The sequence below is a fragment of the Planktotalea arctica genome (genome assembly GCF_002105285.1).
Classification (GTDB): Bacteria; Pseudomonadota; Alphaproteobacteria; order Rhodobacterales; family Rhodobacteraceae; genus Planktotalea; species Planktotalea arctica.
Genome location: NZ_MUHR01000010.1, coordinates 1 through 13,793, shown reverse-complemented (window position 1 = coordinate 13,793; position 13,793 = coordinate 1). Strand labels below are relative to the sequence as shown.

The 13,793-nt window shown below is 53.6% G+C and carries 15 protein-coding genes; 9 read left to right on the top strand and 6 right to left on the bottom strand.

The window, feature by feature from the left end; all coding sequences use genetic code 11:
- Positions 1 to 230: 230 nt before the first annotated feature.
- The gene (locus B9P63_RS10265) at positions 231 to 542 is read left to right on the top strand and encodes a hypothetical protein (protein WP_139816243.1); all 312 of its coding nucleotides are present in this window, start codon (positions 231 to 233) and stop codon (positions 540 to 542) included.
- Here B9P63_RS10265 and B9P63_RS10260 read toward each other — a convergent pair.
- The 5 genes from B9P63_RS10260 to flhA form a co-directional block, all read right to left on the bottom strand.
- Entirely contained in the window at positions 515 to 1,006 is a 492-nt protein-coding gene (locus B9P63_RS10260; protein WP_245830626.1) for a hypothetical protein, read from the bottom strand. The two genes, B9P63_RS10265 and B9P63_RS10260, sit on opposite strands and share 28 nt — an antisense overlap.
- Before the next feature lie 209 nt (positions 1,007 to 1,215).
- Positions 1,216 to 1,539 carry a hypothetical protein gene (locus B9P63_RS10255; RefSeq protein ID WP_139816242.1) on the bottom strand — a complete coding sequence of 108 codons (324 nt, stop codon included), beginning with the start codon at positions 1,537 to 1,539 and terminating at the stop codon, positions 1,216 to 1,218.
- Positions 1,517 to 1,891 (bottom strand): flagellar export chaperone FliS, encoded by a 375-nt coding sequence (locus B9P63_RS10250; RefSeq protein WP_245830625.1) that lies wholly within the window; start codon positions 1,889 to 1,891, stop codon positions 1,517 to 1,519. The genes B9P63_RS10255 and B9P63_RS10250 overlap by 23 nt, the downstream gene beginning before the upstream one ends.
- Positions 1,892 to 1,966: 75 nt before the next feature.
- Entirely contained in the window at positions 1,967 to 3,382 is a 1,416-nt protein-coding gene (locus B9P63_RS10245; protein ID WP_139816241.1) for a hypothetical protein, read from the bottom strand.
- A 39-nt stretch (positions 3,383 to 3,421) separates the two neighbouring features.
- A complete protein-coding gene (flhA, locus tag B9P63_RS10240) occupies positions 3,422 to 5,530 on the bottom strand; it encodes a flagellar biosynthesis protein FlhA (RefSeq protein ID WP_095533028.1) in 2,109 nt (702 codons plus the stop codon).
- Positions 5,531 to 5,700: 170 nt separating this feature from the next.
- Between flhA and B9P63_RS10235 the strand changes: the two genes are divergently transcribed.
- The 7 genes from B9P63_RS10235 to B9P63_RS10205 all read left to right on the top strand — a co-directional run bounded on the left by B9P63_RS10235 (position 5,701) and on the right by B9P63_RS10205 (position 9,533).
- Positions 5,701 to 6,213 (top strand): LPP20 family lipoprotein, encoded by a 513-nt coding sequence (locus tag B9P63_RS10235; RefSeq protein WP_085308486.1) that lies wholly within the window; start codon positions 5,701 to 5,703, stop codon positions 6,211 to 6,213.
- Between the two features lie 62 nt (positions 6,214 to 6,275).
- On the top strand, positions 6,276 to 7,364 hold the full coding sequence (locus tag B9P63_RS10230; RefSeq protein ID WP_245830624.1) for a flagellar assembly protein T N-terminal domain-containing protein: 1,089 nt from the start codon (positions 6,276 to 6,278) through the stop codon (positions 7,362 to 7,364).
- Position 7,365: 1 nt separating this feature from the next.
- A complete protein-coding gene (locus B9P63_RS10225) occupies positions 7,366 to 7,707 on the top strand; it encodes a type IV pilus assembly protein FimV (protein ID WP_139816240.1) in 342 nt (113 codons plus the stop codon).
- Positions 7,688 to 8,425: a flagellar basal body P-ring formation chaperone FlgA gene (gene flgA, locus B9P63_RS10220; RefSeq protein WP_085308484.1), complete on the top strand. Its 738-nt coding sequence runs from the start codon at positions 7,688 to 7,690 to the stop codon at positions 8,423 to 8,425. Before B9P63_RS10225 ends, flgA begins: the two co-directional genes overlap by 20 nt.
- Before the next feature lie 33 nt (positions 8,426 to 8,458).
- Positions 8,459 to 8,797: a flagellar biosynthesis protein FlgM gene (locus B9P63_RS10215; RefSeq protein WP_085308483.1), complete on the top strand. Its 339-nt coding sequence runs from the start codon at positions 8,459 to 8,461 to the stop codon at positions 8,795 to 8,797.
- Complete coding sequence (locus B9P63_RS10210) at positions 8,797 to 9,075, top strand: hypothetical protein (protein WP_085308482.1); 279 nt, start codon at positions 8,797 to 8,799, stop codon at positions 9,073 to 9,075. Before B9P63_RS10215 ends, B9P63_RS10210 begins: the two co-directional genes overlap by 1 nt.
- Before the next feature lie 41 nt (positions 9,076 to 9,116).
- On the top strand, positions 9,117 to 9,533 hold the full coding sequence (locus B9P63_RS10205) for a hypothetical protein (protein WP_085308481.1): 417 nt from the start codon (positions 9,117 to 9,119) through the stop codon (positions 9,531 to 9,533).
- Here the strand turns inward: B9P63_RS10205 and B9P63_RS10200 are convergent.
- Positions 9,512 to 10,180, bottom strand: a complete 669-nt coding sequence (locus B9P63_RS10200; protein WP_245830623.1) for an SEL1-like repeat protein — start codon at positions 10,178 to 10,180, stop codon at positions 9,512 to 9,514. The two genes, B9P63_RS10205 and B9P63_RS10200, sit on opposite strands and share 22 nt — an antisense overlap.
- A 218-nt stretch (positions 10,181 to 10,398) precedes the next feature.
- Here B9P63_RS10200 and B9P63_RS19425 point away from each other — a divergent pair, with 218 nt between their 5' ends.
- Entirely contained in the window at positions 10,399 to 13,125 is a 2,727-nt protein-coding gene (locus tag B9P63_RS19425) for a flagellin N-terminal helical domain-containing protein (protein WP_245830622.1), read from the top strand.
- The last annotated feature ends 668 nt before the right edge of the window (positions 13,126 to 13,793 follow it).

Sequence of the window (13,793 nt, the reverse complement as noted above, 5' to 3'; positions counted from 1 at the left end):
AGTCGCAATAAGCCCATACCAGATCGCCCGCGGTCCGGTGGTTTCCCGAGACACAAAGACGGATTATGCGACAATCAGCGTGGGTACCCACACCGTGCGGGGCAAGTGTCTGCAAACTCACAGCCAGCCGTCAATGCAGGCTTAGTCACGCTTTGCTTTGGATCGGGCGCGCTCTGGTCTTTGTTCTTCTGCTCTATTCGCGCAGTGTGCAGCTTTTGGCGGGCACAATCATGTTGCTCGCAGCATGGCTGTATTACGGCAGCAAGCACGTGCAGTGCAGGGACACAGGCAGCCTAATCAAAGCATGCGGCGAAGCTGAAGTGCTAAGCGCGGCCCATTCGCACAATGTAGGGCTTTTCCTGTTAAGACATAAGGACGTGTTGTTTTCCTGGCGAGAGGTCTTGCCTGAGCTGATCTACAGCCTTATCGCTAGTGCGATCATTTTGGAATTTGCCCTGATTGGTTTGAACCTGCTGTATCGACAGTACTGCAAAGACGACGTCAATGTTGGTGATCAAATGGCGTCAGAAAAAGAAACTTGAACATTCACGGCGTCATAAAGTGGCTTGAGTTCAGCTATCGAAGACAAGTGCCAGTTTTCAGGCATTGCTATACCCTGACCATTGCGAAGTTTAAAAACAAACGCCTTGAAGGACAGAAAAACTGCTTTGCCAGTGGTGTTTTCCTTGGCTGGGGCGAGAGGGTTATAAAAAAGCCCCTTTAGTTTGCGAGGCCTGCCAGAGCTTTCGAACATTACAGAGTTTTGAATGAAGGTGTTGCAGTATGTGATAGCATCCTCGTCTTCGATTTCAGCAAGAAAAAAAAGCATGGCTTCTGCCGTGGTGTAGAGCTTTTCAGGCTCACAATCACTGTAGGATTTTATTAAGGTTTTCGACATGCGATTTGCGAAGGCTTCTATGGGTAAATTGCCCTCGACAAAGCGAAGTGCAATCGAGCTGCATACTGTGTTAAGGACCCATCCAGGGGCGTATGATGTGCTAGACAATCGCTATTTTCCTCTAGATTTCATCTTGTTTATTCCGAGTAAGCGCAGAGTTTTGAGGGTGAGACCTTGAACACGCCGTTAGAATTCAAACTTATAATGGGGTAATAGTTGGCATCCTCGGGAAGATGCAGTGATCTTCTGGGCTTGATGGTGTTCAAAAGAGATATGAATGATACTTTTACCACCCTCAGAAGGGCGAATGCCTTCGGTTATTTTTTCGAATAACCAACAATTGCCCGCCTGCTGATGGATCTGTTTTTTTGTTGCTTCGCTTTTAGGTGTTCTAGTTCTGAAACCGCTTCCGTAACTCGATCAGAGATCCTGCGGAAGCGTAGAAGGTGTTCCTCGTTGGGTGCGGGAGTATCCGCCCCCAATTGTTTAACCAAAGCGATAATTTGGTCGCTTTGGTCGCGTGCTTCGACGAAATGCCCAGACCGTAAGAGCTCTTCAAAGGTGGTTTGAATGCTCTCGATAAGAGCAAGCATGTCGCTTATCTGGTCTGCGCCTGAGTCATTTGATTTGCTGCCAGGCATCCAAAATCTCGCTTATCGCCGAATGTGCCTGATCAAGGTTTGCATCGTCATCTGATCGCATCGCTTTAAGAACCTGCTCACGCGCATATTCGTAGAGTTTGAACAAGTTGGTGGCGATATCTCCACCTTGTTCAAAATCGAGACTGGTTTGTAGAATGTAAAGTGCCGTCAGCGCGCGCGTCGTGTGGGTTCTATGGCGCTCGGACGTACGCTCGGGTTTATCTTTCAGGTGTGCAAGGCTTTTTGCCAGATACTCGAGGGTTACCTTGATAAGGTGGTGGTTATTGTCTGTGTCAAAATTGGAGGTGCTTTGTTGGCGCTGGTATACTGCTGCTGGACTGAGCATCGACATTGAACTGCCTTTCTTTTGTGTGACATGCTGTGTAACGACGCGTTTGCTCTTTGGTTTAGCTCGGACTTTGCATGATCAGACGGCTGCATATAGTTTCGCGTCGGTGTAGCTAAATGTGTCACGCAAAAATTGCTCGATCGCGGGGGCATCAATGAGCGCGATACCGTCTGACACCCGCTCACTTTCGCTGGCTGCAAGAAGCGTGGCATTGTGCGTTGCAAGCTCGGACATGCCGGCAATGCCCAGGCCGCCGATTTGCAGGTGCGTGATAATTGTATTCGGAGAAATCGACTTAAAGTCAGCGCAGTAATGACCAATAGCAAGCACGGACCAAGTGGCAGGTAGGGCAAGAACAGGCAGAATTCTGGCAGCAGGGTAGGTGGCTTCAAGCTCGGAAATGACGTCAAAAATGAACGAAGCATCAGAGCTGTTGCAATCAATGATGAGCTGATTGTGCTCATCAATTGTGGCGTGTTCCAGAGCCTCAAGCAATGGAACGTTCAACAGCTCGGCGTAGCGATCAAGTTTTTGGTCTTTCACGAAACGTTCAGGCCCCAAACTGAAAAGCGAGGGATGTGTGTTTGCTTGTGTCTTGCGCTGGACCGCAATTTGGGCTGCAGTTGTGGTTTTGCCCGACCCGCCCGGTCCAAAGATAAAGACTATCTCGCTATCAAGCGGGGACGACAGGTCTGGCGGCATACAAAGGCGCTGTGCCAATGCTTTGCAAGCATGGGCGAGCTGTTCTTCCAGACTGGAGAGTTCTGGACGTGAGATGCAATCGTAGACGATATCGGACGTAAACCCGTTGAGGCTAAGTATGTGGGCCTGTTGCCCCGTTTGGGTCTCTTCGCGAGGCTCGGTTTGGGGTTCCTCGCTGGCGAGTATGTCTTGTAGGCCGATGCGTGGTTCAAGGTTGTCCGGCGGCGTCTCTGGCATCGCTGGCGGTGGAGGCGGTGGGGGAGGGGGCGCGATGACGTAGGCAGGCCGTGAGTCTGGCTGATCCGGCTCTGATCGAAGGGCTGTGCGAAACATGAGGGTTTCATCGAGTGGCTCGGGTTCTGCGGTGACAAATTCTTGCACCGGGGTTTCGGGTTCAGCGTGGAAAATGTTTTGCACGGGTGGTTCTGCTGCCGCTGGTGCGAGATGCGGGGCAGGGCGCGTGGGGGGGATGTCATCGTCGAGAAAAAGATTAAGCGAGGCAGGTTTTTGCTTGGCTGGGGCGACGGTCTCAGGGCGCTCCGGCTGATCGTCACGACGGGCGCTGGCGCTGCGTAATGCGTCGCTTAGGGTGATGGTCGTCGCTTTGGTGTTTCTGGGGAACGGAATGTCTGGACGATTTGCAACAGAGGCCAGAGATTCCTTGATTGCGCGCACTTCGGTAAAATCACCGACGCGTTTAACGGACAGGATCATTGCATCATCGCCCAATTCGCGGATGGCTTTGTCCATGGCGCTGTCGGAGTCTGCAGCTCTGAAGACGTGTTCAATCATTCTGGTTTTCCTTCAAGGGCGCGTCGGAATTGGAGGGCATTACGGAGCATCAGATATAGGGGCTTCGCCGGATACGGTGGCGACCACTTCGACCTTGCGCCCGTCAGGGAGTTCAGTGAATGAGAGCACCGGAAAATCGGCAACATGTTGACGCAGAAAGGTCGAAAGTTTGCGTCGGATTTGCGGTGACACGACGAGAAATGGCTTCTTTCCGGCTTCGCTTTGTTCCTCGTTGATGTTGACCAAAGAGTGCACGAGGCGTTCGGCGAGGCTGCCATCGAGCAAGAGTTGCTCGCCTTCTGATTGCTTGGCTGAATTGATCAGCAGGTGTTCGAAAGAGCTTTCGAGCGTCACAACCGGCAAAGCATCGTTCAAGGGCGCGGTTTGCTGGATCAGAAGTGCAACAAGATGTGGGCGCAAGGCTTCGGCAGTTTCTGCCACGCTGAGATTCCGGCTCGCCATTTCGGAGAGTAACTCAAGGATCAGGCGCATATCGCTGATCGGAATGCGTTCGCGCAGAATGGTGCGCAGGACGGCAGTGAGGCTATGCAGCGGGAGTAATTTGGGCACAACAGATTGCACCAGTTGCGGAGCCACTCCGGTGAGATTGTCCAGCAACTCCTGAACGTCATCCTGCCCGATCAATTCGGAGGCGTGTTTGTATAGAATTTGGCTAAGGTGCGTTGCCAGAACGGTTTCAGGCTCGATTATCACATAATCGTTTGCCTCTGCTTCGATTTCGCGCTCGGGGGTGATCCACGTTGCATCAATTCCGAAAGACGGGTCTTTGACGTCGATACCGACCATCTTGATGCGAGACGTACCGCTTGGAATGGCAAGTTTATGTTCGGGATAGATTTTATTTTCTGCGACGACTGTTTGGCCGATTTTGATCCGGTAATCATTGGCAGGCAAAGCGAGGTCGTCGCGCAAGCGAACACCCGGCAGAACAAAGCCAAGCGCTTGGGATACTTCTTTGCGCACAGAGGTAACGCGCCTTGCAAGGGGGCCGCCATCTTCGGCATCGACCATAGTCAAAAGCGGGTAACTGAGCAGCAGAGTAATTGCAGAAAGGTCTGCGACGTCCGTTACTTTTAGCGTGTCTGGATCGCTTGGTTCTTCCTCTGGCGGGGCGTCGTTTTGTATGCCGCTTTCCTCGCGTAGCTCTGCTTGGCGAAAGACGTATCCTGCGCCGCCCGCGGCAGCGGCCATGCCGACAAAAAGTGCTGTTGGCATTCCGGGGACCAGACCGAGCAGGCCCAGAACGCCTGCCACCGGAAACCAAGCCCGTGACATGCTGATTTCGCCTTTTATGTGCTGTGCCATGTCTTGCCGCGACGAAACACGGGTCACGATAATCGCCGTAGCGATTGACAGCAGGAGCGATGGAATTTGCGCAACAAGGCCGTCGCCAATGGAGAGCAGGACGTAGAGTTCTGCCGCTTCGCCAATAGAGAGGTCGTGCTGCAGCGTTCCGATTGCCAGACCACCAATCAGGTTGATTGCGAGGATCAGGATGCCGGCGACGGCATCGCCTTTTACGAATTTGGACGCACCGTCCATTGCACCGTGGAAATCTGCTTCGCGCGCCACATCCTCGCGGCGCAGCGTTGCTTCTTCAGCAGTTAATACGCCGGCGTTCAGATCGGAATCGATTGCCATTTGTTTGCCGGGCATCGCATCGAGCGTGAAGCGCGCGGAGACTTCGGAAACGCGGCCCGCACCCTTGGTGATAACCACAAGGTTGATGATGACCAGAATGATAAAGACAAAGATTCCGACAACAAAATTTCCAGCGATAACAAAGGCGCCGAAGGCTTCGATCACCTTTCCTGCGGCTTCTGTGCCTGTATGGCCCGAGCTAAGCACGATGCGTGTCGAAGCCACGTTTAAAGCGAGGCGCAAAATTGTTGCCACGAGCAGAAGGCTTGGAAAGGACGAAAAATCCAGCGGTCGGAAGGTATGAAGTGCAACCATCAGCACCAGAAGCGACATCAAGATGTTCAACGTGAAAAATACATCGAGTAAAAATGCCGGCAGGGGCAGGACCATCATGGCCACGAGCATCAGGATGCCGAATGGCAATGCCATGCCTGTCACGACGCCGCTTATGCCCGTGCCGCGCGACATTGGTTCTGACATGCTCATTGCTTTGGTCCTTAAACATTGGCGTAGGCGGGTGATCGGCCTGTGCAAACAAAAGGCAAAGATCGTGCCACTTTTGAATTTTTGCCGAAGTGTGCTGCGTTTTCGCTGGCTGGCACGGCATGTGCATGGAGCGGGCAATATTTGAGCTGAAACGACTTAAGGAGTACATCATGCGCAAATCCGGTAACTTTGGTGGCTTTGCTGTGGCGGGGCTTCTTGGATCTTTGTTGTTTCTGGCAGGCTGCAATATGCTGACGGGGCTTGTAGCGCTGCCCGAAAGTCAGGCGCCTGCGGTGCGAGATGCGGCTGCTATTGAAGCGGCATTGGACAGCACGGACGTTGCAGTGAGCAAAGCGACGGTGCCTAGCATTATCGGTACGGGCTATGCGACGATATCGGTGCAGCCTGCGCGCAACGTCAATCAGAAGCGGCTGATGGCGATCCGCGTTGCACGGTTGAACGCGATGCGTGATCTGACCGAGCAGGTGCATGGTATGCAGCTCAATTCGCAGACAACTGTGATAAATGCGGTTTTGCAGAACGACACGACGCGCACAGCGGTCGCTGGAACCATTCGCGGGGCGCGCACGGTGCGTATCAATCCCGTTGGTAAGGACACTTATGAGGTCGTGCTGGAATTGGACCGTGACATGATCTCGCGGATTATGAAGGCGGCGCGATAGGTTTGACCGCTCTCGGGTTTCATAGGTTTTGCCTTTTGCTGTGCTTGTCGGTGCTGTTGCTTGTGCCGCAGACGTCAGCGGCAGAAATGGTGCGCGTAACAGGTCGCGCCGCTCTTGAGGCGGGCAATGACACGCTGGTGCGTCGCCGTGCTTTGGAGGATGCACTCTATCAGGCTTCGCTGGCGGGCGGTGCCGAGGTGGACGGGTTTTCGCTTGCTGACCAAGGTGTGTTGGCTGGCGAGGCAGTTTTGCTGCGCCCCTCAAGCAGAATTCTGGATTTTGCAGTTCTGCGCGAGCAAAAGGCGAGTAGCCACTACGAGGTGACGATCGAGGCGTATGTCGGTACACAGCCGGATCTTGGGTGCAGTGTGCGCCCGGATGTCGTGCTGACGGCGGTGCGCCCGCAGGTATATGCCAGCGCAAAGACCCCGCTTTGGATGAAGGACGCATTGCTACTCGCACATGAAGAGATGTTGGCGGTGCTAAGCGGCGCGGCGAAGATCAAGATAACACAGAGCGACATTTCAATGCGTGCAGTGCGCGCGCAGCCAAGCGTGAAAGTGCAATCGAATTTCGATTACCAAACGTTGCTGACGGGGGGCGCTACGGCTTCGCAGGCGGGACCGACAAAGCTGCCAGAAAACACCCGTGCCCTTGAGTTGAAGTGGGTTGCAGACGGTATGTCGATGCGGGCGCGCAGTGTGAATGTCACGCTGGACGCGCGGATCATTGATGCAGCGGCACCATCGCGCGGACGCACGGTGAGTGTGACGCATAAGTTGAAGATTTCGCCGGATACGCCTTGGCGCGCGTTGAATGTGGTGTCGCGCAAAGACCAGCAGGGCGCTGCGGCGGAGCTATCCGAAAAGATGGGGGCAGGGGTGGTGCCGTTGCTTGAGCAGTTTGCCTGCGCGCCTTTGGTTGCCCCTTTGCAAGCGGCTGGAAAGGATCGCTTTCGCGTAGAATTGGGCGCGCGCGACGGCTTGACGCGCCAAAGCCTCGCGTTTGTCGAAGGGCGCGGCCAGATGTGGTCCGTCTTGCGGGTTGTTGAATTGGCCCAGAGCAGTGCGATTGTGAAGCCGATGAATACGGCGCGGGCTGGTCAGAACCTTTTGGGTGCTAGTGTGCGGTTCAATGCGGGGCGACCGTAACATGAAAATGGGCCGCGTGATTGTTGTGCTTGGATGGGTGTTCGCCGCGCCATTGAGTGCGCAGGATGCCTATGTGGTGTTCCAGTATAACAGCGATCTGGAGCAGAATGATGGGTCGGGCGGGGCACTGCATGAAGTTGTCAGAGGTGAGACACTTTATAGTATCGTGCAACGCCATTTTGGGCCGGAGCAGGATCACGCGTATCTCATGAGCGAGATACTCAGGTTAAATCCAAGGGCGTTTCGCCGTGGAAACGTGGATTTCTTGCTGGCGGGGTCTGTGCTGACACTGCCTTTGGCCGAGATTGATCTGGAGGATATTGATGACATCTATTTCTTCTGATGTCGTGCGTCTTTTCTGGGCTGTTCTGGTCGGGATGGCGTTGTTTGCAGCGAGCGTTTGCGCGGCTGAGCCGCGTATTGTCGATGGTGTCGAAGTGCGCGAGGCTATTATCAAGCGCTTGGCCGCTGCTGGGGAAGCTGCGGCACCTAGCCTGTTGCCGCAAAAGCAGTTCTACTTGTGTGACGCGCCGTTGATCGTTGAGCCGACTTTTGGTGGTTGGCGCAGTGTGAATGTCATTTGTCCATCGCCCGCCAAGTGGCAAATTGCAGTGCGTTCGCAGGTGAAAGGCGCGCAGATATTCAATCCAGTGCCCAACGTTGCTGCAGACCTTCGCGCAGTTTTTCTGACACGGCCTTTGCGCCGCGGTGATCGTATTCAGCCGGGTGACGTTGAAATGCGGCCGATTGAAACACTGTCAACGGGGAGTATTTATGCCAGCATTGATCAGGTTATGGGGCGCCTGATGGATCAGTCACTGACGCCGCAGATCGCCTTGATGCCGCGTCACCTTGCGCGAGAGTGGAGTGTGGAGGAGGATGACATTCTGGCTCTGCGGATCGTGCGGGGGGGTATCGAAATTCTCTCTACTGGCGTGGCACTTGAAACCGGCCAGTTTGGCGATAGAATACGCGTTGAAAACGCTCGGAGTGGTAAGGTTTTGTTAGGCAAAGTTACTGGCGAGAAGAAAGTTGAAATAATTGCTAAAGGTCGCGAGTAGTATGCCGTTACAATTTCTGATAGGAGAATTAATATGGTAGATGCAACGCAAAATCTTACCGGGACTATGACATCAATTAAGATGCCAGATGTGTCGGCCGCGCCAAGAGTAAATGTGTCACCAGGGGATAGTTCGCAAGCGGCTAATCTGGGTGCAGCGGCACCTGTCAACCCGGTTTCCGCGGCTGATAGGCCTGCGGTACAAGTTGATTCAGCAGTGGCGCAAGTCCTTGCAAAGATGCAGGAAGAGCCGGCTCCAATTGACATTGAAGCGGTGACGCGCATTCAAGAGGCGATTAGTACGAATGACTACCCTCTGGACTATTCGAAAATCGTGGATGGTCTTGCGGCTGCGTTTGAATCGCTGAGCTGATGAAAAGCCCGAACGCAGATGAACCTATCGAGGTATTCACTGCGTTACTGGATGAGTTGAGGTTAGCGCGCAGTAATGCGGATCAGTACGCTGTTTTGGCTGGCGAGGTCTTGGAGAAATTGAGCGCGCTCGTCGAGGTGGTCGATGCAAGTGATCCAAGGCTCGTAGGTTTGAATCGTGAGTTGTTGTACGAGTTGGTTTATTCTGCCAAAAGCGCAGAATTGAGATCGCCTGTTGCGGGGGCTGTCAAAGTATTGCCAGGTGCATCAAAATATTGACGCATGCAGTTAACGTGTTGTGTAGGTGAGTGGATCGGCGAATGATTGAAACGGTTGCCTTGGAAGAAATGGCGTTATTCGGCAGCATTTTTATAGTGCTGCTTTTTGTGTTGCGCGGTCTGTTGAAGCGCAGGGCTGCGGCTCGACTTGTCGGCAGTGTAAAGACACGCATTGAGCCGGGCTATATATCGAACGGCGAGCCTGTCCTAGCAGATGCCCAATTTTTTGAGGCTATTGCAGAGGTCGATTTGCAGATCGAGCCTACGGAGCTTGTTAAAGACGAGCCTGTCGAAGAAGAGCGTTTTGAAGATGAGCCTGTCAAAAATAGTACAGCGCTTTCGGAGATGTTGGCTGATGTGGGGGCCGGTATGAGCATCGCCAAAGCAGCGTCCGTCCATGGTTTAAGCCAAGACGAAGTGCGCGTTGCAATGATGTGTCACGAATCCACATCATCCTGAGATCTGAACAGAGCGGTCATATTCTGTTCCTGAAACATCGCGCGGGCGGTGTCCTGGGCTGTTGCTATCGTCTTTGGATCAAGGTCTTCGGCGAATTGATCGCGCATCTGCGCGGCATCCTGCAAGTCAAGCGCAGCGCCAATTAATGACCAGACATATGCGGATTGAAAATCCGGTTTGGGTAGGATTTCGCTTTTGTATGTCACGTATTGCATGACAGCGCCCGACTCGCCGCGCGCGAGGCGTGCTTCGAGGTGGGCCCCTATTTTTTCGAGGCATTCATCGCGTTGCGCAGGAGGGACCAGCGCTGCAAGTTCTTCGCTGAGCGATTGCGCGCGTTCAACGCCGCCAAGCTGCGAGAGCCACGCCCATTCGAGGGCTTGCGTAAAGTGTTGTGGTCGTCCTTTGCCCGATTTTAGCAAGATCGCCAGATTATACTGGGCGTCATGATCATCGGATTGTGCAAGAGGTTCGAATAGGGTGACGGCCTGTGCGAAGTCGTTCGCCTTCACAGCGCGCATCGCGGCTTGGTAGGGGTCTTCAGCGCTTGCGCTGGCCGTTTGCAGCGCCATGAGTGCAAAAAAACCTGCTGCGCGCAGGGTGTTCTTGCGAAGCGGTGCATAAAAGAAGCTGTTGGCGCAGGGCATCACTGGGTTCCTAGCAATTATCCGTTTGGTAGAGTTTAAAACCGAATGATCGCGTGAACAATTCCAATTGTTTTAAAAGTTTTTACTCAATTTGCTAAAACCGGATGTTTATGGCCGTTACTCTAAGCGAACCGAAGTGCGCAGAATAGTGCCAAGCGGTTTGAGGATCGGCTTTTCAGGATGCCTGTGCCTCTAAACTTTTGATAGGGAGAAGTGTAATGGCACTTTCAATTGGAACAAATACGGCCGCATTGATGGCCGCATCTTCTGCGACGAGCGTTAGCAAAGGTATGGAATCCTCGATGGAGCGCCTTGCAACTGGCAAGCGCATCAATTCTGCATCTGATGACGCTGCTGGTGTCGCGATTGCGTCGCGTATGGAATCTGAAATTCGCGGCACCAATCAGGCCATCCGCAATGCGATGGATGGCCAAAGCCTCGTCGACACTGCTGAAGGTGCCCAGATCGAAGTCGAGAATATTCTCCAGCGGATGCGTGAACTTGCGGTTCAGGCGTCGAACGATACGAACAACGATTCTGATCGCGCGAACCTGCAAGTCGAGATGGACCAGCTTGGTACCGAAATTAACAGAATCGCCAGCACCACAACCTGGGGTGGCAAGCAGCTGCTAAACGGGACGAGTGGCGCTGCTCTTGCGACCAGCACAAGCGACACCAAGTCATTCAATCTTCAAGTCGGTTCATCTGGTGCAGCGAATAACGCAATTACCGTGAGCATCGGCGCGATGACAACACAAGCGCTTGGTCTTTCCGGAGACGAGGGCAGCGCCCCAGAAATTTCGAACATCAAAGTAGCCACAGTTGGCAGCAACAGCACAATTGGCCAGTTGGCGATCGACGGCAACACAGTTTCTTTAAATGGGTCCTGGACCGCGGCCGACTCTTTCACTGTGGATATCAACGACGTCACGGTGACAGTCACATTGGCTGCTGCTGATGCGTTTGGTGATGATGCGGCTGGCTTCAGCGCGCAATTGGCCAGTGTGGTGGCAGCAGATGCAACCCTGAGCCAATACGTGACCGCAACCGACAATGGTGACGGATCGGTGTCTTTTTCACAATCGGCGACACCGCTGATCGATAATTTGGCCACAACAAGTGGTACTATGGGAAATAACAATGAAGGTATTTCCGCCTCAGGCGATACGATTACCTTCGCTGGTGATGTAGAAAACGGGGACGTTTGGTCCTTTAACGTGAACGGTGTCGCCGTTACGTTGACGTCGAGCGATGCAGATGGCTTTGAAGATAGCTTGGCCGGGCTTGGCGCGCAGGCAAAGAGCGTGATTGAGAACCTAGCGGGTCTTACTGGCAATGTTTCTGTGATAGACAACGGGGACGGATCGATCAGCTTGTCGCAGTCCGTAGATCCAAAGATCGACACGATCACTAAAGCTGTCGGCACTGCCGCCGACCCAGCGGTGGTCTATAGTGAGGCAAATGAAACTTATACCTTCACAAATGCAATCTTTGAAGATGGTGCCACATACACGACAAACATCAACGGTACGGATATTAGCATCACTGCATCCACCGATGACGGGTATGATGACTCTGTAACTGGTATTGCTGCTCAGTTTACCCAAGCCATCAATGACGCAGAGATCACGGGGGTTGCTGCTACATCTGCTGCTGGAGTTGTCACTCTTGCGAATACGGTTGCAGCCGCCAATGCGGCGATCACATCCGACAATGGCACGCTAGAAACATCAATCGCCACAACCGCTGGCAGTGTAGCGTCGGCAACTGTGACTGTCACAAGTACCGACGATTTGATGGAAGTTGGCGATACAATTTCTTTCGATGTTCAGGGGCAGAATTTTTCGATAACTGTCGGCGATGACGGTTTCGAAAATACGATGGCAGGTGTTGCCGCTCAGATGAAATCTGTTGTGGATGACGCTGGTTTGGCCGGAGTGGACGTCGCAGCAACGTCAACGACAAGTGGTCGTGTGGCACAAGCCAACGTGGCCGTCGATGTAGGACAGGTAGCAAACATCGGTGATGTATTTACACTTACAATAGCTGACGCCGCTGGTGCTAACGTAGAACTCGCCTATACTACTATTGCTGCACATGAAAATATGGCTACCGTTTTAGCTGGCCTTCAGGCTGACACCGACTACGCGACTGCAGCCGCCGCTGCCACCGGCTTTACGATTTCTTTGGGTGATGACGGCACAAGTATCGACGTCAATTACAACGGCGTGGGTGCCGCTGGTGCAATCTCTTTGGCGTCAAGCGCAACTGATCCAGCTACCGGTGCAACGTTTGTCGCAACCGCTGGTCTTTTCTCGGTGACTGGCATCGCCAACGGTGGCTCAAATACAGCCATCATTACGTTGACCAGTGGCCCAGATGTATCCAATACTGGAGTAGGCGGTGATGGTGTCGCCGTTTCGCTGGAAAATGGCATTCTGAGCCTTGACGGTGGCGTTGCCGCCGGTGACGAAATCTCCTTCTCTCTGGGTTCGACGGCTATATCGGTAACAGCTTACAGCAATTCGGTGTCCGATACTGCCAAGATGTTGGTAAGTGCCATCACCGAACAAAGCGGTGGCTCGATCATTGCTTCGCTTAACGATGACAATACAATTTCTGTGAGCAACAGCTCGGGTTCGGCAAGTGTAATGTCGGCAGAAGCGGCTTTGTCAGCGATCGAGAATCTTGACGCTGCACTTGTGACTTTGAACACACAGCGTGCAACCCTCGGTTCTGTTTCTAACCGTCTAGATAGCACAGTTAGCAACCTGACCAACGTTGCAACTAACATTGAGGCTAGCCGGGGCCGTATTGAAGATGCAGATTTCGCTGCTGAATCAACAGCAATGTCCAAGGCGCAGATCTTGCAGCAGGCATCCACTGCGATGCTGGCTCAGGCGAATGCGTCTAAGCAAGGTGTGCTGAGCTTGCTGCAAGGCTAAGCGATCTAAAACGTCGAAGGCAGGCCCGGGTCATTCCGGGCCTGTTTTCATGTGGCACGCGATGCTGGAAGCCGGATTGGTGTTCAACTTGATTGCTCAACCAAAAGACCTCTAAACACCCAATTGCGTTCGACAGCCTGAGCGCGACGAGCCGGTTTTGCCGGGGCGTGGGTTGTGCCATTCGGTTTGATAGGCTGTATCGACATGCTCTGTTGAGTGCGTCATCCATATTGGAAGCTCTGCCTGCCAGCGTCTTTTAGATCTGAGCCGCCTGCGTGCGGCTTGGCGGGCGTTTGCTTGGCGCTGGATCGGGCCTTCTGCATGCTTTGCACAGCAGTCATCGGAAGACCTCGAGCGGGGATCAGGCAGGATGTTCGAGCGTCGAAATTACCTGATGCAGGGTAGTGCGCCGCAGGTAGGGCTGCACAGTTGGTGTTGATGGCCAAGCAGTAGGTGCGGGTTTCACTAATTCCCGGACACGGATTTCAGTAAATCCCGGACAGGCGTTTCAGTAATTACCGGACAGGTATTTCACTAATTCCCGGACAGCTCTGGGGAGACGTGTGCGCGGTTGGTCATTGCCTGCGCCGTTACGGCATTCTGTCGGTCTTGAACAAGGCCGGGAGGGACCATGCCGAGACGGAAGCAAGCGAGGCGTAAGACCTGTC